We start from the raw sequence: 19,955 nt of genomic DNA on the forward strand, positions 1-19,955 counted from the left end.
GGGGAGAACGATGGCAGAAGCATTAGTGAAAAAGAAACTTATGCTAGAAGGTTTAGATTGTGCAAATTGTGCAATGAAAATTGAAAAGGGTGTTGGGAATATAGAAGGAGTAACGTCTTGTTCTGTAAACTTCGCAACAAAGACGATGCTTTTAGAAACACCGCAAAATAAAGAAAATCAAGTTGTTACGGAAGCGAAGCAACTTGTTACAAAATTAGAGCCGCACATTAAAGTGCAAGAAGAGCAAAAAACAAAAGCGGCAAAAGAAGTATTTATATTAGAAGGTTTAGACTGTGCGAATTGTGCAATGAAGATTGAAACGAAGGTAAAAGAAATGCCAACAGTTTCAGAAGCAACTGTTGATTTCGTGTCAAAGAAATTAAGAGTAGAATTTGCAAATAAACGAGAACTTGAATCGACTGTACAGGATATAAAAAATGTCGTTCAAAAGTTAGAACCAGATGTAAAAGTTGTTCGTGAAGAGGAAAAAGGACACGATCACGGTCATGATCATGGTGATGGAAATGTGAAAAAGATGATAGGACGATTAGTAGTCGGTGGAATTTTGACAGGGATTGCTGCGTTAGCCGGATTACCGCAAATGATAACAATTCCATTATTCGTCCTTGCGTATTTATTAATTGGTGGAGATATTGTTTGGAGAGCGGTAAGAAACATAACGCGCGGCCAATTGTTTGATGAAAACTTTTTAATGGCAATTGCAACTTTAGGAGCCTTTGCAATTCAGCAATATCCAGAAGCAGTTGCGGTAATGTTATTCTATCAAGTAGGGGAATTGTTCCAAAGTATTGCAGTAAATCGCTCTCGAAAATCAATTACTTCATTAATGGATATTCGTCCTGATTATGCAAATGTGAAAGTTGGAAATGAAACGAAACAAGTATCACCAGAAGATGTACAAATCGGCGATTATATTATCGTGAAACCAGGTGAAAAAGTACCGTTAGATGGAAAAGTAGTCGAGGGAACATCAATGATGGATACTTCAGCGTTAACAGGTGAATCTGTACCGCGTGAAGTAGAAGTTGGTAATGATGTATTAAGTGGTTTTGTAAACCAAAATGGTGTATTAACAATTGAAGTTACAAAAGAGTTCGGTGAATCTACCGTATCGAAAATTTTAGACTTAGTACAAAATGCAAGTAGCAAAAAGGCACCAACAGAAAACTTTATTACGAAGTTTGCACGTTATTACACTCCGGTTGTAGTTATAACAGCGGCGATTATGGCATTTATTCCACCGCTTATTTTAGAAGGTGCTACGTTCTCAGATTGGATTTATAGAGCGCTAGTATTCTTAGTTATCTCGTGTCCATGTGCGCTAGTTGTATCCATTCCTCTTGGCTTCTTTGGAGGTATTGGTGGGGCATCTAAAAGTGGTATTTTGGTAAAAGGAAGTAATTATTTAGAGGCATTGAATGATGTGAAATATATCATTTTTGATAAAACAGGAACATTAACAAAAGGTGTCTTTAAAGTTACAAAAATGGAGCCGAGTGAAGGTACTACAAGTGAAGAACTTTTAGAGTATGCAGCGTTTGCTGAAGTGTATTCAAACCATCCGATTGCACAATCTATTCGAACTGCATATGGAAAATCAATCGATGAAAATAGCATTGAAGACTATAGTGAAATTTCTGGTCATGGTACGGTTGTAAAAGTACAGGGAAAAGAAGTTTTCGCAGGTAATGCCAAATTAATGAGAAAAGAAAACATTACATTTAAGCAACCAGATACAGTAGGTACACTAGTTCATGTTGCTGTAGATGGTAAATATGCAGGTTATATTGTTATCTCTGATGAGGTAAAAGAGGATTCAAAACAAGCCATTCAAAAGTTAAAAGAATTAGGTATTAAGAAGACGGTTATGTTAACTGGTGATGCAAAATCAGTTGGTGAAGCTGTTGGGAAAGAATTAGGATTAGATGAAGTTCATGCAGAATTATTACCACAACAAAAAGTAGAAGAAATCGAAAAAATTGATGCAGCAAAACACGGGAAAGAAAAGGTTGCTTTCGTTGGTGATGGTATTAACGATACACCAGTATTAGCACGAGCGGACGTTGGTATTGCGATGGGTGGTTTAGGATCAGATGCGGCGATTGAAGCTGCTGATATCGTTATTATGACTGATGAACCTTCAAAAATCGCAACAGCTGTAAAAATTGCAAAACGTACACGTAGTATTGTATGGCAAAATATTATATTTGCATTAGGGATAAAAGGGGTAGTGTTATTACTTGGCGCATTTGGTATTGCAACAATGTGGGAAGCGGTCTTCTCAGATGTTGGGGTTACATTACTTGCAGTTTTAAATGCAATGCGTGTACTGAGAGTGAAAGATTTATAAAAATAAGAGAGGGCGCGATTACGCCCTCTCTTATTTTTAGTCTTAGCTATTTTGTTGAAAATGAATCTTGATAAAACAATAATAAGTATTATTTTAATATATTTTATATGGCGTTAAGAAAACACAGAAGGGGGAAACTTCTCTGTTTATTTTTGTATATTTTTCGCAACCTTTTCTCGAACAGTTTGAATGTAATCCATTTTATGATCCCAACATTCTTGGCTTAAATCTACAGGGTACTCTTCGGGATTTAAAGTTCGCATATATTCTTCCCAAAATAGTGCGAGACTGTTTTCATTATATCTTTGAATATCTAATATGTTTGGTAGTTCATACGCTCTTTTACCGTTAACAAAAATGTCTTGATGCAATTCGCGTGCTTCAAAGTTGGTCACGAATTTACTTATATATGTATGAACAGGATGAAACATTTTTAAACGTTCTTCTTTTCCAGGTTCTTCAGAATCTAAAGCAATATAATCGCCCTCTGCATGATCGTTAACCCGATTGATAATACGATAAATTCGTTTAAGTCCTGGAGTTGTAATTTTTTCAGGATTAGATGAAATCTTAATCGTATCATTTAATTTTCCGTCAGCATCTTCAATGGCAACTAGTTTGTAGACAGCGCCTAATGCTGGCTGTTCAAAGGAGGTGATTAGCTTTGTACCAACACCCCATACATCAATTTTCGACCCTTGAGATTTCAAGTGCATAATCGTATATTCATCTAAATCACTAGAAGCGATAATTTTTGTGTTTGTAAATCCAGCTGCATCAAGTAGTTTTCTTGCTTCTTTTGATAAATAAGCCATATCACCACTATCAAGGCGAATACCATAAAAATCGATACGATCTCCGAACTCTTTTGCAACACGAATCGCATTTGGAACACCGGATTTCAATGTGTCGTATGTATCGACAAGAAATACACATTTTTTATGTGTTTCAGCATATTTTTTAAACGCAACATATTCATCGCGATATGCTTGAACGAAAGAGTGGGCATGTGTGCCAGCTACAGGAATGCCGAAGCGTTTTCCTGCCCGAACGTTACTTGTAGAAGAAAACCCGCCAATAAAGGCAGCGCGTGTCCCCCAAAGAGCAGCATCGAACTCATGAGCGCGCCTTGTACCAAACTCTAAAAGTTCATCATTATTTGCAGCGTGCTTCATACGTGCGGCTTTTGTAGCAATCAATGTTTGGTAATTTACAATGTTTAAGAGGGCGGTTTCAATGATTTGTGCCTCGCCGAGCGGTGCATCAACCCGTAATAAAGGTTCGTTATTAAAAACAACTTCACCTTCTTGCATACTACGAACCGTTCCAGTGAATTTCATATTTTGTAAATAATGAAGGAAGTCTTCTTCAAATTGTAGCTCTGCTAAATAAGCGAGATCACTTTCGGTAAAGCTAAAATTTTCTATGTACTCTACAATTTTCTCAAGACCAGCAAAAACAGCATAGCCGTTTTCAAATGGAAGCTTTCGAAAGTATAAATCAAAAACAGAACGGCGATTATGAATACCATCTTTCCAATATGTATAAGCCATGTTGATTTGATATAAATCTGTATGTAAGGCGTAACTATCGTCTTTATAATGATTCATTGCGAAAACACCTCCGTAATTTGGTTATAGTATACCAATTTTCCACCTTTCGTAGCAAAGAAGTAGTATGGGTTTGAAGTCAAGAGAGAAAAAAATGAAATAATGCATATTTTTTAGAAAATTTACATTTATCAATTTATATTTCTCTAGATTTTATGTATTATTAGAGTAATGGGGGTAATGAGAATGGAGGAGGACAATGCAACAAACATTAGAAAAAATAGGCAAGCAAGTTTTTTATAAACGGCTACAGCAAAAAATGACACAAGAAGAATTATGTCAGGGCATTTGTTCTGTCTCATACTTAAGTAAGATCGAAAATGGAAAGATAGAAGCATCAGAAGAGATTCTACAATTGCTCTGCACGAGACTAGAAATTGCCGTGACGGATTTGAGAGATGTAGAAGAAGATGTGAAAGTGAAGTTGGATGAGTGGTTGAATGCACTAATTCATTTGGACAGGCAACAGGTAGAACGCATATATGAAGAGTTACAAGGTGAAATGAAGCATGTTTTAGATTTTGAAATTATAAATTATTATAAACTGCTTTATACGCGTTATTTAATTATGAAAAGGGATTTTCCTGCAATTGAAGAAGAGTTAGAGAGATTGAAGAAGATGTACAAAAAGTATTCACCATTTCAGAAATTATTATATACGTATAGCAAAGGGTTATATTATTTTTTACAACATAAATATAAAACGGCATTGGAGTATTTAGCTCAAACAGAAGTAATGGCGAAGGAACAGGGGTACCATGAAAATGGGATATATTTCAACTTAGCACTTGTTTATAATGAGTTAGAAATTGAACATATGACTTTACATTTTGCTAATGTAGCAATGGAAGGATTTAAGAATGAATATAAGTTTCGTCATGTGATAAATTGCCAATTGCCAATTGCTCATCGCGCTGAGTTATATACAAAAAAAGCAATATAATGAAGCGCTAGCTATCTATAACAATATTTTGAGAGAGGCAAATTCTTTTGCTGATAAAGAAAGTATAACTGCTATTGCTTTAAATAACTTAGGATACTTGTACTATAACTTAAAAGATTATGCAAAGGCTAAAGATTATTATTTGCAATGTTTACAGTATAAGAAAGAAGAGGATTTAAATTATATTGATGCAGTGTATGAGATTGCTTTACAATGTATCGAATTAAAAGAATTTGAAGAAGCAAAAGACTGGATCAGTAAAGGGATAGATGTTGCGAAGAGGGATGAAAAGTACAAAAGTATGCTATATATACTTTTAATGCTTAAGCATAAATACTTTGAAACTAAAGATATTTATAAAAAATTTTTAGAAGTTGAGGCAATCCCATTTTTTAGAGGTGAAGAGAATAAAAAAGAATTAAAAATGGTGTATTTAGAACTTGCAGGATATCATGAAGAACTATTAGAATTTCGAGAAAGTAATACCTATTATAAATTAGCAATTAATTTATTAGAAGAAAAGGGAGGAAAATAATATGAAGAAAATAATTATTGGTGCTTTGGCTTTGGTAGCTGTATTAGTGGTATTGGAACCGCAATATGCTTGGACATCTGATATTTATGGTCAAGGAGAAAAAGTAGTTGAAATGGTGAACTCTTAATAAAAACCCCTTTCCAAACGGAAAGGGGTTTCTCAATATTTGCTCCCTAAAATTCTACAAAACTTGAGAAAATAATTAATTGAATTTTTAGTATATTAATAGTGAAAACATAATGCTAATATAAAATTACTCTTTTTTAAAAATTTTTTATTAGGGGGAAGGTTATATGAAAAAGAAGAGTTTAGCATTAGTTTTAGCGGCAGGAATGGCAGTTACAACGTTTGGAGGGACAGGCTCTGCGTTTGCGGATTCTAAAAATGTGCTCTCTACGAAGAAGTACAATGAGACGGTGCAGTCACCTGAGTTTATTTCTGGTGATCTAACTGGAGCGACTGGAAAGAAAGCGGAATCTGTCGTGTTTGATTACTTAAATGCGGCAAAAGGTGATTATAAGCTAGGGGAAAAGAGTGCCCAAGATTCTTTCAAAGTGAAACAAGTGAAAAAAGACTCTGTAACTGATTCAACAGTAGTACGTATGCAACAAGTTTATGAGGGAGTACCTGTATGGGGATCTACTCAAGTAGCTCACGTAAGTAAAGATGGTTCTTTAAAAGTATTGTCTGGAACAGTTGCGCCTGATTTAGACAAAAAGGATAAGTTAAAAAATAAGAATAAGATTGAAGGCGCAAAAGCAATTGAAATCGCACAGCAAGATTTAGGAGTAACACCTAAATATGAGGTAGAACCAAAAGCGGACTTATATGTATATCAAAACGGTGAAGAAACAACATATGCATACGTGGTGAATTTAAACTTCTTAGATCCAAGTCCAGGAAACTACTACTATTTCATTGAGGCAGAAAGCGGAAAAGTGTTAAATAAATACAATACAATTGATCATGTGACCAATGATGATAAGTCACCAGTTAAACAAGATGCTCCTAAACAGGATGCGAAAGCGGTTGTAAAGCCTGTAACAGGAACGAATAAAGTGGGAACAGGTATTGGAGTGTTAGGTGATACGAAGTCGCTTAATACAACGTTATCTGGGTCATCTTACTACTTACAAGATAATACACGTGGAGCAACGATTTTCACATATGATGCGAAAAACCGTTCAACATTACCAGGAACGTTATGGGCAGATGCAGATAATGTTTTCAATGCAAAATATGATGCAGCGGCAGTAGATGCACATTACTATGCGGGTATCACGTATGATTATTATAAAAATACGTTTAATCGTAACTCTATTAATGATGCCGGTGCACCATTGAAATCAACGGTTCATTATGGAAGTAACTATAATAACGCCTTCTGGAATGGTTCGCAAATGGTGTATGGTGATGGAGATGGTGTAACATTTACTTCATTATCTGGTGGAATTGATGTTATTGGTCATGAATTAACACATGCTGTTACGGAAAATAGCTCAAATTTAATTTATCAAAATGAATCAGGAGCGTTAAATGAAGCAGTTTCTGATATTTTTGGTACATTAGTAGAGTTTTATGATAACCGTAACCCAGATTGGGAGATTGGTGAAGATATTTACACGCCTGGTAAAGCAGGAGATGCACTTCGCTCTATGAGCGATCCAACGAAATATGGTGATCCAGATCATTATTCTAAGCGTTATACTGGCACTAGTGATAACGGTGGAGTTCATACAAACAGCGGTATTATTAATAAAGAAGCTTATTTATTAGCAAATGGTGGTACACATTACGGTGTAACTGTAAATGGTATCGGAAAAGATAAATTAGGTGCAATTTACTACCGTGCAAATACACAGTATTTCACGCAATCTACTACATTTAGTCAAGCTCGTGCGGGCTTAGTACAAGCTGCAGCTGATTTATATGGTGCGAATTCTGCTGAAGTAACAGCAGTTAAGCAATCATTTAGTGCTGTTGGTGTAAACTAAGATACTTCTATTCGTAAGAGATATGTATTAATAGAATATACTTCAAAAAATAAAGAAGGAGCCTATGCTCCTTCTTTATTTTTTTCTCCATTTTTTCCACAAATAAAATAATCCGATACAACCTGCGATTGTTACAATCCACTTCGCTTCATTTGTTCCATTCATAACTTGGTATGCCGAATATACTTCGATCAATAAGGCCGGTATTTTCCCTATTGTACTGGCGATACTGAAGGAGAGTAATGACATATTCCCTAGAGCTGCAAATAAAGTGACGATGCTTGATGGAATGAAAGGTATCAACCGAAACGATAGAACGAGTAGGAAGGCTTCTTTACCTTCTACATGAAGGAGGCGTTCTACTTGTGGGTACTTATTTACTTTATTGTGAGTGAATTTTTGAAGGCCTAAGCGATAAATATAAAACGAGATAATAGCTCCTAACGCTTCGCCAACGATTGAAATAATAGTTCCGTTAGTTAAACCGAAAAGCTGTATGTTAATAGCGGTCAAAAAGATGCTTGGAATAACCCCTAATAAGCTAATAACAACATTGATTAAGAGACTAAGTGGTATTGCAATTGAGTAATATTCCATTAAGAAGTTTTGAATCGTTTCTGCCATAGTTATAAGATCCTTTATCTTTTTTTGCATTACACCATATTTCTATAGTATAGGCAAGTGGAATTTTACATAATATAGATATTTGTTGATAAAACACCACTACTATACCTTATAAGGGTATTGGGTATATAAAATGAGGGGTATATTTATTGGTTTTATAAAGTTTGAATAAATCCTTTGAATAAAGGAATTATCGAGTGTGTATAGGGTAGATTTTTTCGGGAAATAATTTTAAATTTAGTGGGGTATATTTTAAAAAAGTGCAAAAACGTTGGATTTGATGAAATTAGGCCAGTGAGTTTAGAAAATGAATGAGAAATTGTAAAAAAGTACAATTGTGTAGTAAAGATGTGGTTTAGTATGTATAGAAATAAGTGTAGATATTTAAAATTTGCATGTTTTTTCTATGCGAAATTGACTTTTAATGAAGTTACGATAATAATCATGGAAGAGGTGATATGATGAAACGAATAAGCAGTCTTTTCTTGAGTAGTTTATTGGCATTCATGCTGATCTTAAGTGGATGTGCAGGAAAAGAACAAAAAACAGAGAAACAAACAGGGAATCAAGCTACGTCAGTAGAGAAAATTAGTGATAATATTTTAGATGAAATGGAAGGGCCACCTAAAAATGGTCATACGATTGAAAGGCATGTAGGCAAATCAGAAGAGGATTTGAAGAATCGTTTGAAGACAGATAAAGTTTCAGCGGCAAGTACATACTATGATAAGGAAACAGCGACAAAGGCTGTGAAAGATAGTTTAAAACAACATGATAAAGAAATTCAGGACTGGTTAAAAAACTCTAAAGAAGCTCGTCTTGTATTGAATACAACTCATTCATTCCCGGTTGGAAAAACGGTAATAAAGAAAAATATGAGTGTAAAAGACAAACTAGTAAAGACTGTAACTGTTTTAGCGAGAGATAAGTCAGGGGAATTAGGATTTAAGATTGTTACTTCTTATCCATCTGACAAATAAGAAGGGGGGAGTAAACATGTATACGACATTACAATACTTTCTCAAATCGTATTGTACGTTAAGCATCCATGAGAATGAAATAGTAAGTGTGATGGAAGAGTTTTTAGAACAAGAAGAAGAAGAAATTGTTTCGAAATTACGAGACGAATTATTATATATGAAGAAAAAGAACGCGTGGGAAGAAGCCTGCGTACTAGCTGCGAAGCAAGGGAATCGTATGTGGTCTTTAGAAGAAACGAAAGATCATCTTGAAAGTTTTATACTATTATTGCAAAAGAAAAAGGCGTGAGTAATCACGTCTTTTTATATACGCTTTTTGAAATTTGTCCATTTGAGATTACTTCACCGTTTTGTGTTACTTTTTTATATGTCACAGCCGTAATTTTATCGCCAGTCTCACTAATCACTTTAGAAGAAACGTCCACATCTTTCCCAGTAGCTGTACCGAAAATGCGTGCAGTAATACTACCTCCATTTGAAAAGGCTTGAATGTAAATATAATTCCCAGTATTGTTTTTAAATTTTAAATCAGGTCCATAATCTGCCACTGCTGCATCTTGGCCAAGTGGTAAGTAATGTACAGGCATAGAATGGTTGCTTCGAGCTACAATTCCTAAGTCAGCTCTTAAAGCTGCGCTATATAATGTGCTACTTACTTGGCAAACTCCCCCGCCAGCACTTTGTATAACTTTACCTTGCAAGTATACAGCTGCGGATTTATACCCATGTGCAGCATCAGTTACGCCAACGCGTCCGTTAAAACTAAATGTTTCATCAGGTGCTACAATAGCTCCACTTAAAGTATTAGCTGACTTATTTACGTTAAAAGATTGACTTCCATTACGGCCAGCCATTGGAGTAGAATATTCAGCAATGACTTCTTTAATCCCCATTTTCTGTATATCTTCTGTAGACCGTTCTGGTTTTATTAGTGTAACCGGTAATAAAACATCTGATTTACCAGTAGTAATAGCTTGCTTCGTTAAATCAGTTAATTTTCCTTTATCAATTTTTTCCCCATTTTGACTTTGACTAATATTTACTGTTGAACCTTCCACACTTAATTCTGCATTAACAGGATTTTTTAATGTTTCATTATATTTATCTTTTATAAAGGCTTCATAAGCTGTTGTATTTAATTGTGGTGTTAATTTATAGTCGCGTTTTATTTCCCCATTTTCAGCTTGCTTGCGCATTTTGTAACGATTCATTACGGTTCCTTCTTGTTCTTTAAAGATTTTGTCGACAATATCTTTCTCTTTATAATCGATTCCTAAATCTTTCCATGTGTAAGTTTGTTTATCGTTTTGGAATGTGTAGTTAAGAGATTTTTGATTTAATTCATTCACCTTTTGATTAACAATTTCTTGTATATCTGCTTTATTTTTTCCATCAAGAGAAATACCTTCAAATGTAGTGTTTGGTAGTGCAGTTGTATCTAATTGATTATTTAGTTTGGATACATATTGATATCCACCAACGCCACCTACACAAAGTAATATGCCACCAGCAATAGCGGAGCCGATTAGTATTTTGCTTAGCTTCATTTATTTCCCCCCAGAAATTTATGTATAAATATATGTATTACATTTTTTGTATAAAAATGATGAAAATAACATTATGTATGTACTAGTATACTATTATTTTTACTGTGTGTGTAATGTTTTCATAAAAAACGTTACACTGTTGTAATAATTGTCTCTTTTTGTCACAATATGCATGCGAAATATGTTGAAAGTTATAATAAAAAGGCTGCTTAGAAAAATCTAGCAGCCTTTTTATTATAATTTATTATGCTCATTTTTATTCGTAACACCAAGATGTTCTTGTAGTGTTGTCGATATATCCTGAACGCTTTTTTCGTTCGGAACGTAATAATAAATACCACCTATATATTTATCAGTACCTTCTACTTGTAGCTTATCCATTTTTAATTTTGAATCCATTGAATTTTTGGCAATAGCCATCATATCATCAAAAGCTAAATTTGTTTTTAAGTCGTTATCGACAGCATCTAATAAGCTTCCGATTTTATTAATGGAATTGAGCGATAGTGCTTTTTCGGCAATAGCTTCCAAAACAAGTTGTTGTCGTTGACCACGCATATAATCACTATCAATATGACGAGTTCTAGCTAGTGCAAGTGCTTCTTCTCCATTTAAATGTTGGCGTCCTTTTTTGAGGTGAATAGCATTTGCTTCGTCGCTACTATTTTGTTCTGTGAACTCAACTGGAACGTCGACAGTAATACCTCCAAGGGAATCAACAATATTGATAAAGGATTTGAAATTAAATTTTACATAGTAATCCACTGGGACATCTAAAAAATTTTCCACTGTATCAATTGTACTGTCTACACCACCAAATACGTGTGCATGTGTAATTTTATCATATTTATCACGTGATTTAATGTAAACACGTGAGTCACGTGGAATGCTGACAAGCTTAACGGATTTATCATTTTTATTAATTGTTGCAAGTAATAAAGCGTCCGTACGAGTTGCTTTTCCGTAATCTTTTTCCCTGATATCACTTTCATCTACACCCATGATAAGAACAGAAATATTGTCAGTCATAGGTTTAACAGCTTTTTCACGTTTGCTGGATTTATCTCCTCGGCCCAATTCAGAATAGGCGTTGCTTAAGACGGATTTTGCTTTACTATATATGTGGAAGGAGTAACCTCCTGCTCCCATTGCTACAATAAGTAATGGAATAAGAATGAACCAAAGTAGGCGTTTTTTCTTTGAACGCCCTTTTGTGGCTCGAGTTTCTTTGTTCATGTCGGATTTCATCATTTTTTCTCCTTTAAAACAATCAAAGTGTATACATCTAGAAGCGTATTAAAACACATAAAAAAATATTGTACGCTAAATAAAAGGGATTGTACATGTATAAAAAATAGATGTCTTGATTATTTATAAGACACCTATTCGTTATTGTATACAAAAGATAAGAATAAGAAAATGATAAAATTTTACCTAATTACAGCATAATACTTACAATAATCGCAGATAAAATACTAACAAGAGTAGCTCCGTATAATAATTTTAGACCAAATCGGGCAACGACATTTCCTTGTTCTTCGTTTAACCCTTTTACCGCACCTGAGATAATTCCAATAGAAGAGAAGTTGGCAAAAGAAACGAGGAAGACAGAAATAATACCAACTGTACGGATAGAGAGAGTACTGGAAATTTTGCTAAGATCCATCATTGCTACGAATTCATTTGTTACAAGCTTTGTTGCCATAATGCTACCAGCTGTGACAATTTCAGAACTTGGTACGCCGATAAGGAATGCGATTGGAGCGAATACATAACCTATTAGTTGTTGGAAAGTAATGCCGAATATAACGAGGAATAGGTCATTAATGCAACTCATTAATGCGACGAATCCAATAAGCATAGCGCCGACGACAATTGCTACGCGAAAACCATCGAGGATGTATTCTCCAAGCATTTCAAAAAAGCTTTGCTTTTCACCTTTTATTTCCAAAATATCTTCATCATCGTTAACGTCATAGGGGTTAATAATGAGTACGATAATAAAACCGCTAAATAAATTGAGAACGAGTGCGGTTACTACATATTTTGGTTCAATCATCGTCATATAGGCACCGACAATGGACATAGATACTGTGGACATAGCAGAGGCGCAAAGTGTATAAAGTCGATGTTTTGGGATTTGAGCTAATTGTTTTTTTACCGTAATAAAAACTTCTGATTGACCGACAATAGCAGAAGCGATGGCATTGTAAGATTCTAATTTCCCAAGACCATTTATTTTACTGAGAAAGAAACCAATCCAATGAATAAAGAATGGCAGTATTTTGAAATGTTGTAATATACCAATTAAGACGGAAATAAAGACAATCGGTAATAACACGTTAAGGAAAAATGGCATTTCTCCTTTGTTTGCAAGACCGCCAAATACAAAGTTTATACCGGATGCAGCGTAGTCGAGTAACTTTGTAAATAAATTAGAAATTATCGTAATAAGTACGAGGCCGATTTCTGTATTTAATAATAAATAGGTTAAAATTAACTGTATAATAAGCATGATGAAAATTGGTTTGAATTTAATATGTTTTTTATTGTTACTAGCAATATAGGCAAGGAAAAAAATAACGATAAGTCCGACGAAAAAAGTGATAAATTTCATAATAAGCCCCCTAAAAGAGATATTCTGATATATATGTTTTTCAATTAAAGGGAGAATATGCATGTTTAGTAAAGAGAGGAATAAAAGAATCATGAACATATGTAGAGTACATCACGTTGCAATTATTTGTTCGAATTATGAAGTGTCAAAGGATTTTTATACGAGAATATTAGGTTTTAAAGCGATAAATGAAGTATACAGAAAGGAACGAAATTCTTATAAGTTAGATTTATGTGTAGGAGAAGAGTATCAAATTGAATTATTTTCATTCCAAAGTCCACCGAAGCGTCAAAGCTTTCCAGAGGCCGCTGGACTTAGACATTTAGCCTTTGCTGTTACTGATATAGAAGAAGCTGTTACACATTTAAATCAATGCGGGGTTGAGACAGAATTGATACGTGTTGATGAAATAACGGGAAAAAAATTCGTCTTTTTCCAAGACCCCGACAGTTTACCATTAGAACTGTATGAAAGCTGAAAATTGGTGAATTTTATATGGGGTTGCTTTCAAGTAAATGAAGAAACTAAAGTGAAACTTCTTTTTTAAAGGAGGTGTAACTTTAGCTAAGAAAGCTAAAGGACATACGTGGATATTTTAAAATTATTGATGGTAGCTATTCTTATAGCATTAACAGGTTTCTTTGTTGCTATAGAATTTGCAATTATAAAGGTACGTAGCAGTCGTATCGATCAACTTGTTATTGAAAAAAGACGAGGAGCATTAGCAGCTAAAAAAGTAACTTCAAATTTAGATGAATATTTATCGGCATGTCAGCTAGGTATTACGATTACTGCTTTAGGGCTTGGGTGGTTAGGAGAGCCGACGATTAAACATTTACTCGAACCACTGTTTTTTAAAATGCATCTATCTTCCGCAATTGCAAGTACGATTTCATTTATTATTGCATTTGCAGTTATTACATTTTTACATGTTGTCATTGGTGAACTTGCTCCAAAGACGTTCGCTATCCAAAAAGCAGAGCAAGTTAGTTTATTATTAGCACAACCGCTTATTTATTTTTACCGGGTTATGTATCCATTTATATGGACTTTAAATGGCTCTGCCCGACTTGTGACAGGCTTATTTGGCTTACATCCTGCTTCTGAACATGAAGTAGCGCATTCAGAAGAGGAACTAAGATTAATCTTATCTGAAAGTTATGAGAGTGGTGAGATTAATCAAACAGAATTTAAATATGTAAATAACATCTTTGAATTCGATAATAGAGTAGCAAAGGAAATTATGGTACCTCGTACTGAAGTTGTTGGTCTATATGAGGATGAGCCATTTGAGACACATATTAAAGTAATCGCACAAGAAAAGTACACGAGATATCCTGTACTTGGTGAAGATAAAGATGAAATTATTGGGATGGTTAATGTAAAGGACTTATTTATTCGTTATATGGATGGGAATCGAGATGAAGAGTGCTCAATTACACCGTATACACGGCCGGTTATTGAAGTGTTAGAAAATATCCCGATTCATGATTTATTATTACAAATGCAAAGAAGGCGAATACCACTAGCTGTATTATATGATGAATATGGTGGTACAGCAGGGATTGTCACACTAGAAGATATCTTAGAGGAAATTGTTGGAGAAATCCGAGATGAATACGATGAAGATGAGGCTCCACCTATAGAACATATAAGTGAAGTATGTAAAATCGTAGAGGGGAAAGTACTTATTAGCGAAGTAAATGATTTATTTGGTATACATCTAGTCGCGGATGATGTTGATACAATTGGTGGTTGGATTATGATGCAAAAGCAAATCGTTGCTGAGGGGGACATTATTGAGAAACATGGCATTCAGTTCAAAGTTCTTGAAAAGGATATGCATCAAATTAAGCGAGTGGAAATAAAGAAGATAGAGGAATGAATGGGCTTTCTATCATGTAGCCTTTAATAAAAGGGATATATAGAAAATTAAATGTTTGCGCTTTCAAAAAAGGTGCTATATAGTGAAGGTGGATGATGAAGAATTCTTCTTATAATACTAGTATTTTTATAGGGGGAATTTTCAAATAAGGATTTAGAATGAAAAGTATAGGTGATGAAAAATGATAGCAACGAAGGATATACGTATCGAAAAAGATTTTTTAGGTGAAAAGGAAGTACCGAATGTAGCTTATTACGGCGTACAAACGTTACGTGCTGTAGAGAACTTTCCGATTACAGGGTATCGCATTCATCCGTCACTCATTACAGCGATGGCAATTGTGAAAAAAGCGGCGGCACTCGCAAATATGGACACAGGATATTTAGCTAAAGATGTCGGACAAGAAATTGCAGAAGCTGCACAAGAGATTGTTGATGGAAAGTTCCATGATCAGTTTATCGTAGATCCGATTCAGGGCGGGGCAGGGACTTCAATTAATATGAATACAAATGAAGTCATTGCTAACAGAGCGCTAGAGCGCATGGGATATGAAAAAGGTGAGTATACGAAAATTAGCCCAAATACTCATGTGAACATGGCACAATCGACAAATGATGCGTTCCCAACGGGGATTCATATTGCAACTCTTATGATGCTAAAAGAACTACTTGTTACAATGGAAGAACTTCATTCTGCTTTTCGTGATAAGGCAAAAGAGTTTGATCACGTAATTAAAATGGGACGTACACATTTGCAAGATGCAGTTCCAATTCGTCTGGGACAAGAATTTGAAGCGTATAGCCGAGTGCTTGAGCGTGATATAAAAAGAATTAAACAGTCTCGTCAACATTTATATGAAGTGAATATGGGAGCGACAGCTGTTGGCACAGGATTAAATGCAAATCCTACTTACATTGAACAAGTGGTAAAACATTTACGAACATTTAGTGGATTCCCACTTGTTGGTGCAGAGCACTTAGTTGATGCAACGCAAAATACAGATGCATACACAGAAGTATCTGCAGCGCTAAAAGTATGTATGATGAATATGTCTAAAATTGCAAACGATCTTCGCATTATGGCATCTGGTCCACGTGTTGGATTGGCTGAGATTCAATTACCAGCTCGTCAGCCGGGTTCATCTATTATGCCAGGTAAAGTAAATCCAGTTATGGCAGAAGTAATTAACCAAGTCGCTTTCCAAGTAATCGGAAACGATCATACAATTTGCTTAGCGTCAGAAGCAGGACAATTAGAGTTAAACGTAATGGAGCCTGTACTTGTATTTAATTTAATTCAATCTATCAGTATTATGAATAACGGATTCCGTGTATTCCGTGAATATTGTATTAAAGGAATTACAGCGAATGAAGAGTTGCTGAAGCAATATGTTGAGAAAAGTGTTGGGATTATTACAGCGGTTAATCCTCATATTGGCTATGAAGCAGCATCTCGTATTGCACGTGAAGCAATTGAAACAGGAAAATCTGTTAGGGAGTTATGTTTAGAACATGGTGTACTGACAGCTGAAGAATTGGATATTATTTTGGATCCATATGAAATGACGCATCCTGAAATTGCTGGAGCTTCTTTATTAAAGAATAAAAAAATGTAATGTAAAAAACACCGATCCGTTTGGATCGGTGTTTTATTTTTAAAAGATATTAAATACAGAATTTAATTGAAGTAAGCTAATAATAGCTAAGAAGATTAAACTATATTTCATCACTATTTTAAATAGAGCAGATTCTTTACCAACTAGTCCAACTGCCGCACAAGCAACTGCTACGGATTGTGGTGAAACCATTTTTGCTATTGTACCACCAACTACGTTTAATGAAACGAGAGTAGATGGAACGATGTTTAATTGGTCTGCAGTTACTGCTTGAAGTGGTGCGAATAGTGAACCACTAGATACTACTGAACCTGTAATGAATACGCCAATCCATCCTAAGATTGGAGAAAGAATAGGGAATGCATTTCCAGTAGAAGAGAATGCAAGTCCAAGTGTAGATGACATACCAGAGTAGTTCTCTACATAAGCTAAAGCGATAACGCTACAAATTGTATATACTGGAACTTTTAATTCTTTTATTGTTTCAATCATTAATTCTTTGATCATTTTGCCGTTTACACGGTAGACGATAAGTGAAACGATAATTGCTAATACAATCGCAGTAGTTGTAGAAGAGAATACATCTAGTTTGAAAATAGCTGCGAAAGGTGTATCAGCTTTTGTGATTGGTGCAGTTTTTATAACTTGATTATGAAGACCAGGGAATTGAATGTTAAATACTAAGTTTGCCAATGGACCATTCGGAGCAAATAAAGCTTTAATTGGTTTTAAATTAAAGATTGTTACAAATGCAGTTAAGAATACGAATGGAGACCAAGCATATAAAATTTGATTGAATGTATGAGATTCTTTTTCTTCTTGTTTTTCTTCTTTAGCAGAAGATTTTGGTTGCCAAACACGTAAGAATAATGCAAGAGCGACCATACTTACGACTGCTGCGAAAATATTAGTAAGTTCAGCGCCTAAGAAGTAAGTTACAAGGAACTGAGTAATTGCGAAAGAAACACCACTTACAAGAATACCTTGCCAAGTTTCTTTAATACCTTTAATTCCATCGACCATTGAAACAAGTAAGAACGGTAAAATAACGCTAATGAATGGCAAAATGTAAACTGCTTGACGACCGACAGTTAATGCATCTAGCCCAGTTAATTGTGCAGGTACTGTAACTGGAATACCCATAGCACCCATAGCACCACCAGCGATATTAGCTACTAAGCAAATACCTGCTGCTTTTAATGGATTAAAGCCCATACCTACAAGTAATGCAGCTGTAATAGCAACTGGAACACCGAAACCAGCTGCGCCTTCTAAGAAAGCACCGAAAGAATAAGCGATTAATAATACTTGTAAACGTTGATCATTTGTAATACTTGAAATGCTATCACGAATGACATTGAATTGTTCTGTTTTAACAGTTAATTTGTAAAGGAAGATAGCTGCGATAACGATAGTACAAATTGGATAAAATCCAGATAAAACCCCGAATCCGGCAGATGCTACTGCTGCAGTTGCAGGCATTTTATAAACAAATATTGCAAGGATAATAGCAATAATTACACTGTAAAGACCAGCGATGTAACCTTTCATTTTGAATCCCACTAAACAAATGATGAAGCAGAAAATTGGAAGTGCTGCGATTAGTGCAGATAACCAAATATTGTTTAATGGGTCATAAATTTGTGTCCAAGTACTCATAATAATGACAACTCCTATCTATTATATGTGAAGAAATTCACATTATTTGTGAAACTATTCACAATCAACTTACATGCTTAGTATATTCTCCTTCAACACTATTGTCAACGTAAAAAAGTATAATTATTCCATAATAGTGTTAAAAGTAAAATTTGTTCATAAAGTAGACAAAAAGCGTACTCAAATCGATTTGAGTACGCTTTTATAAATTATTTGCATATTCTTTCATTTTTTCATATGTCATTGGTCCTACATGCTTATATTGAATGACACCTTTTGTATCAATAATAAAAGATGTTGGAATGCTGATGATTTGATATGCGGCACCTGCTTGTCCTTTCTGATCTAATAGGACGGGGAAAGTGTATTTGTTTTCTTTAAGAAATTGTTTTACATTACTCGGATCTTTTTCAGTAGCTGTGGCATTTACAGCGACAATTTCAATCCCTTTATCCTTTGTATCATGATAAAACTTTTCCATATCAGGCATTTCTATTTTGCATGGACCACACCAACTTGCCCAAAAGTTCAATATTACTTTTTTTCCTCTATAGTCTGTAAGATGAACTTCTTGACCATTTGTTGTTTCTAGGAGGAAATTAGGGGCGATATTACCAATTTCAGTTCCAATGGGAATGTTTGATTCTGAATTTATATCTTCTTTTTTGTCTAATAGGAAGTTATGGATAATAGTCCAGCCAATTGCAATACTAATGAAAATAACAATAAACCACTTTTTAATATTACATCCTCCTCCTTACTTAAATTTCCTTTTTATCGTAACAAAGAGGTTAAATATGGTCAAATTACTTTACGATAGGTTATCAATTATGGACGGTATTTTACAATATCATTACTGTACATTTCAGTAAGGTGAAAATATAACAAAAAGGCTGATAAATCAACATTTGCAAGCAAAGTACTACTATCCCTTTGTTTTGCTTTTTCTTTATATCATATAGTATAATATTCAAAATCAGCAGGGATTTTTTCCAGAACTGTGTGCTGATAAAAGGAGGAAAAATTTTTCAGCATTATAGGTTGATAAAGTTATGTCGTAACAGGAAATATAAGAACAGATATATAAATAAATAATAAGAAAATAAAAACGAAAATGAGGGGAACTTTATGAACCAAAATCAATTTGACTGTCGTATTTCAGAAGAAGACGTACAGATGTTAAGAGCATTAGCTCATCCACTTCGTCTACGTCTAGTAATGGAACTAATGCAACGTGGAACATGTAATGTAACACAATTACAAGAAGTATTAGAAATCCCACAATCAACTGTTTCACAGCATTTAACGAAATTAAAGCAAAATAAAGTAGTGCGCTTTGAGAGACGCGGGTTAGAAGTGTATTATCAAATTCATAACGATAAAGTAAGTGAAGTAGTAAAAACATTATTTTCTTAATTTTTGAATATTATGGAAGAAAGACGTGTGAAATATACGTCTTTTTTTATTTGAAGTAAATAATAATGGTAACGCTTGAGAGAGTAAATATTAGTACGTGGGGGAAAAGGCTACCGATCAAAGTGTTACTTTACGGAATATATTCCAAAGGGAAATGAA

At 34.5% G+C, this 19,955-nt stretch carries 16 protein-coding genes and 1 pseudogene; 10 read left to right on the plus strand and 7 right to left on the minus strand.

What is annotated here, in order from left to right; genetic code table 11:
• The first annotated feature begins 10 nt into the window (after positions 1 to 10).
• On the plus strand, positions 11 to 2,371 hold the full coding sequence (locus VK90_RS04310; protein ID WP_048370680.1) for a heavy metal translocating P-type ATPase: 2,361 nt from the start codon (positions 11 to 13) through the stop codon (positions 2,369 to 2,371).
• 146 nt (positions 2,372 to 2,517) lie between these two features.
• On the opposite strand, the gene VK90_RS04315 is transcribed toward VK90_RS04310, so the two are convergent.
• On the minus strand, positions 2,518 to 3,981 hold the full coding sequence (locus tag VK90_RS04315; protein WP_048370681.1) for a nicotinate phosphoribosyltransferase: 1,464 nt from the start codon (positions 3,979 to 3,981) through the stop codon (positions 2,518 to 2,520).
• A gap of 199 nt (positions 3,982 to 4,180) precedes the next feature.
• On the opposite strand from VK90_RS04315, the pseudogene VK90_RS04320 reads away from it, so the two are divergent.
• From VK90_RS04320 to VK90_RS04325, 3 genes and pseudogenes are all read left to right on the plus strand, one after another.
• Positions 4,181 to 5,459: pseudogene (locus VK90_RS04320) on the plus strand (tetratricopeptide repeat protein).
• A 1-nt stretch (position 5,460) separates the two neighbouring features.
• Complete coding sequence (locus VK90_RS29745) at positions 5,461 to 5,586, plus strand: NprX family peptide pheromone (protein ID WP_156185347.1); 126 nt, start codon at positions 5,461 to 5,463, stop codon at positions 5,584 to 5,586.
• Positions 5,587 to 5,752: 166 nt separating this feature from the next.
• Positions 5,753 to 7,453, plus strand: a complete 1,701-nt coding sequence (locus VK90_RS04325) for a M4 family metallopeptidase (protein WP_048370682.1) — start codon at positions 5,753 to 5,755, stop codon at positions 7,451 to 7,453.
• A 75-nt stretch (positions 7,454 to 7,528) separates the two neighbouring features.
• Here the strand turns inward: VK90_RS04325 and VK90_RS04330 are convergent, their stop codons facing one another.
• On the minus strand, positions 7,529 to 8,077 hold the full coding sequence (locus tag VK90_RS04330; RefSeq protein WP_048370684.1) for a TVP38/TMEM64 family protein: 549 nt from the start codon (positions 8,075 to 8,077) through the stop codon (positions 7,529 to 7,531).
• Positions 8,078 to 8,538: 461 nt separating this feature from the next.
• Here VK90_RS04330 and VK90_RS04335 point away from each other — a divergent pair, with 461 nt between their 5' ends.
• Together VK90_RS04335 and VK90_RS04340 are read left to right on the plus strand one after the other, a co-directional pair.
• Positions 8,539 to 9,057: an RNase A-like domain-containing lipoprotein gene (locus VK90_RS04335; protein WP_048370687.1), complete on the plus strand. Its 519-nt coding sequence runs from the start codon at positions 8,539 to 8,541 to the stop codon at positions 9,055 to 9,057.
• A gap of 16 nt (positions 9,058 to 9,073) precedes the next feature.
• Positions 9,074 to 9,346, plus strand: a complete 273-nt coding sequence (locus VK90_RS04340) for a hypothetical protein (protein WP_025149774.1) — start codon at positions 9,074 to 9,076, stop codon at positions 9,344 to 9,346.
• Between the two features lie 4 nt (positions 9,347 to 9,350).
• Here VK90_RS04340 and VK90_RS04345 read toward each other — a convergent pair whose 3' ends face one another.
• The 3 genes from VK90_RS04345 to VK90_RS04355 form a co-directional block, all read right to left on the minus strand.
• A complete protein-coding gene (locus VK90_RS04345) occupies positions 9,351 to 10,604 on the minus strand; it encodes a VanW family protein (RefSeq protein ID WP_048370689.1) in 1,254 nt (417 codons plus the stop codon).
• Between the two features lie 234 nt (positions 10,605 to 10,838).
• Complete coding sequence (locus VK90_RS04350) at positions 10,839 to 11,855, minus strand: LCP family glycopolymer transferase (protein WP_048370691.1); 1,017 nt, start codon at positions 11,853 to 11,855, stop codon at positions 10,839 to 10,841.
• Between the two features lie 187 nt (positions 11,856 to 12,042).
• Positions 12,043 to 13,221, minus strand: a complete 1,179-nt coding sequence (locus VK90_RS04355) for a NupC/NupG family nucleoside CNT transporter (RefSeq protein WP_048370693.1) — start codon at positions 13,219 to 13,221, stop codon at positions 12,043 to 12,045.
• A gap of 91 nt (positions 13,222 to 13,312) precedes the next feature.
• Here VK90_RS04355 and gloA2 point away from each other — a divergent pair, with 91 nt between their 5' ends.
• The 3 genes from gloA2 to aspA all read left to right on the plus strand — a co-directional run bounded on the left by gloA2 (position 13,313) and on the right by aspA (position 16,721).
• Positions 13,313 to 13,699 carry an SMU1112c/YaeR family gloxylase I-like metalloprotein gene (gloA2, locus tag VK90_RS04360; protein ID WP_048370840.1) on the plus strand — a complete coding sequence of 129 codons (387 nt, stop codon included), beginning with the start codon at positions 13,313 to 13,315 and terminating at the stop codon, positions 13,697 to 13,699.
• 108 nt (positions 13,700 to 13,807) lie between these two features.
• Positions 13,808 to 15,106, plus strand: a complete 1,299-nt coding sequence (locus VK90_RS04365) for a hemolysin family protein (protein ID WP_048370695.1) — start codon at positions 13,808 to 13,810, stop codon at positions 15,104 to 15,106.
• A 181-nt stretch (positions 15,107 to 15,287) separates the two neighbouring features.
• On the plus strand, positions 15,288 to 16,721 hold the full coding sequence (gene aspA / locus VK90_RS04370; RefSeq protein WP_048370697.1) for an aspartate ammonia-lyase: 1,434 nt from the start codon (positions 15,288 to 15,290) through the stop codon (positions 16,719 to 16,721).
• A 39-nt stretch (positions 16,722 to 16,760) separates the two neighbouring features.
• Here the strand turns inward: aspA and VK90_RS04375 are convergent, their stop codons facing one another.
• The gene (locus VK90_RS04375; RefSeq protein WP_048370699.1) at positions 16,761 to 18,380 is read right to left on the minus strand and encodes a lactate permease LctP family transporter; all 1,620 of its coding nucleotides are present in this window, start codon (positions 18,378 to 18,380) and stop codon (positions 16,761 to 16,763) included.
• A 202-nt stretch (positions 18,381 to 18,582) separates the two neighbouring features.
• Positions 18,583 to 19,122 carry a TlpA disulfide reductase family protein gene (locus VK90_RS04380; protein ID WP_331457078.1) on the minus strand — a complete coding sequence of 180 codons (540 nt, stop codon included), beginning with the start codon at positions 19,120 to 19,122 and terminating at the stop codon, positions 18,583 to 18,585.
• Positions 19,123 to 19,508: 386 nt separating this feature from the next.
• On the opposite strand from VK90_RS04380, the gene VK90_RS04385 reads away from it, so the two are divergent.
• Entirely contained in the window at positions 19,509 to 19,796 is a 288-nt protein-coding gene (locus tag VK90_RS04385; protein ID WP_001075217.1) for an ArsR/SmtB family transcription factor, read from the plus strand.
• Positions 19,797 to 19,955: the final 159 nt, after the last annotated feature.

The sequence above is a fragment of the Bacillus sp. LK2 genome, from assembly GCF_001043575.1.
In the GTDB taxonomy this organism is placed as follows: Bacteria; Bacillota; Bacilli; order Bacillales; family Bacillaceae_G; genus Bacillus_A; species Bacillus_A paramycoides.

Excerpts from the sequence above, each read along its gene's own strand:
- VK90_RS04315 (WP_048370681.1), bottom strand. The coding sequence starts at position 3,981 with ATGAATCATTATAAAGACGATAGTTACGCCTTACATACAGATTTATAT.
- VK90_RS04340 (WP_025149774.1), top strand. The coding sequence starts at position 9,074 with ATGTATACGACATTACAATACTTTCTCAAATCGTATTGTACGTTAAGC.
- VK90_RS04325 (WP_048370682.1), top strand. The coding sequence starts at position 5,753 with ATGAAAAAGAAGAGTTTAGCATTAGTTTTAGCGGCAGGAATGGCAGTT.
- VK90_RS04385 (WP_001075217.1), top strand. The coding sequence starts at position 19,509 with ATGAACCAAAATCAATTTGACTGTCGTATTTCAGAAGAAGACGTACAG.
- VK90_RS04310 (WP_048370680.1), top strand. The coding sequence starts at position 11 with ATGGCAGAAGCATTAGTGAAAAAGAAACTTATGCTAGAAGGTTTAGAT.
- VK90_RS04350 (WP_048370691.1), bottom strand. The coding sequence starts at position 11,855 with ATGATGAAATCCGACATGAACAAAGAAACTCGAGCCACAAAAGGGCGT.
- VK90_RS04335 (WP_048370687.1), top strand. The coding sequence starts at position 8,539 with ATGAAACGAATAAGCAGTCTTTTCTTGAGTAGTTTATTGGCATTCATG.
- VK90_RS04330 (WP_048370684.1), bottom strand. The coding sequence starts at position 8,077 with ATGGCAGAAACGATTCAAAACTTCTTAATGGAATATTACTCAATTGCA.
- gloA2 (WP_048370840.1), top strand. The coding sequence starts at position 13,313 with ATGAACATATGTAGAGTACATCACGTTGCAATTATTTGTTCGAATTAT.
- VK90_RS04375 (WP_048370699.1), bottom strand. The coding sequence starts at position 18,380 with ATGAGTACTTGGACACAAATTTATGACCCATTAAACAATATTTGGTTA.
- aspA (WP_048370697.1), top strand. The coding sequence starts at position 15,288 with ATGATAGCAACGAAGGATATACGTATCGAAAAAGATTTTTTAGGTGAA.
- VK90_RS29745 (WP_156185347.1), top strand. The coding sequence starts at position 5,461 with ATGAAGAAAATAATTATTGGTGCTTTGGCTTTGGTAGCTGTATTAGTG.
- VK90_RS04345 (WP_048370689.1), bottom strand. The coding sequence starts at position 10,604 with ATGAAGCTAAGCAAAATACTAATCGGCTCCGCTATTGCTGGTGGCATA.
- VK90_RS04355 (WP_048370693.1), bottom strand. The coding sequence starts at position 13,221 with ATGAAATTTATCACTTTTTTCGTCGGACTTATCGTTATTTTTTTCCTT.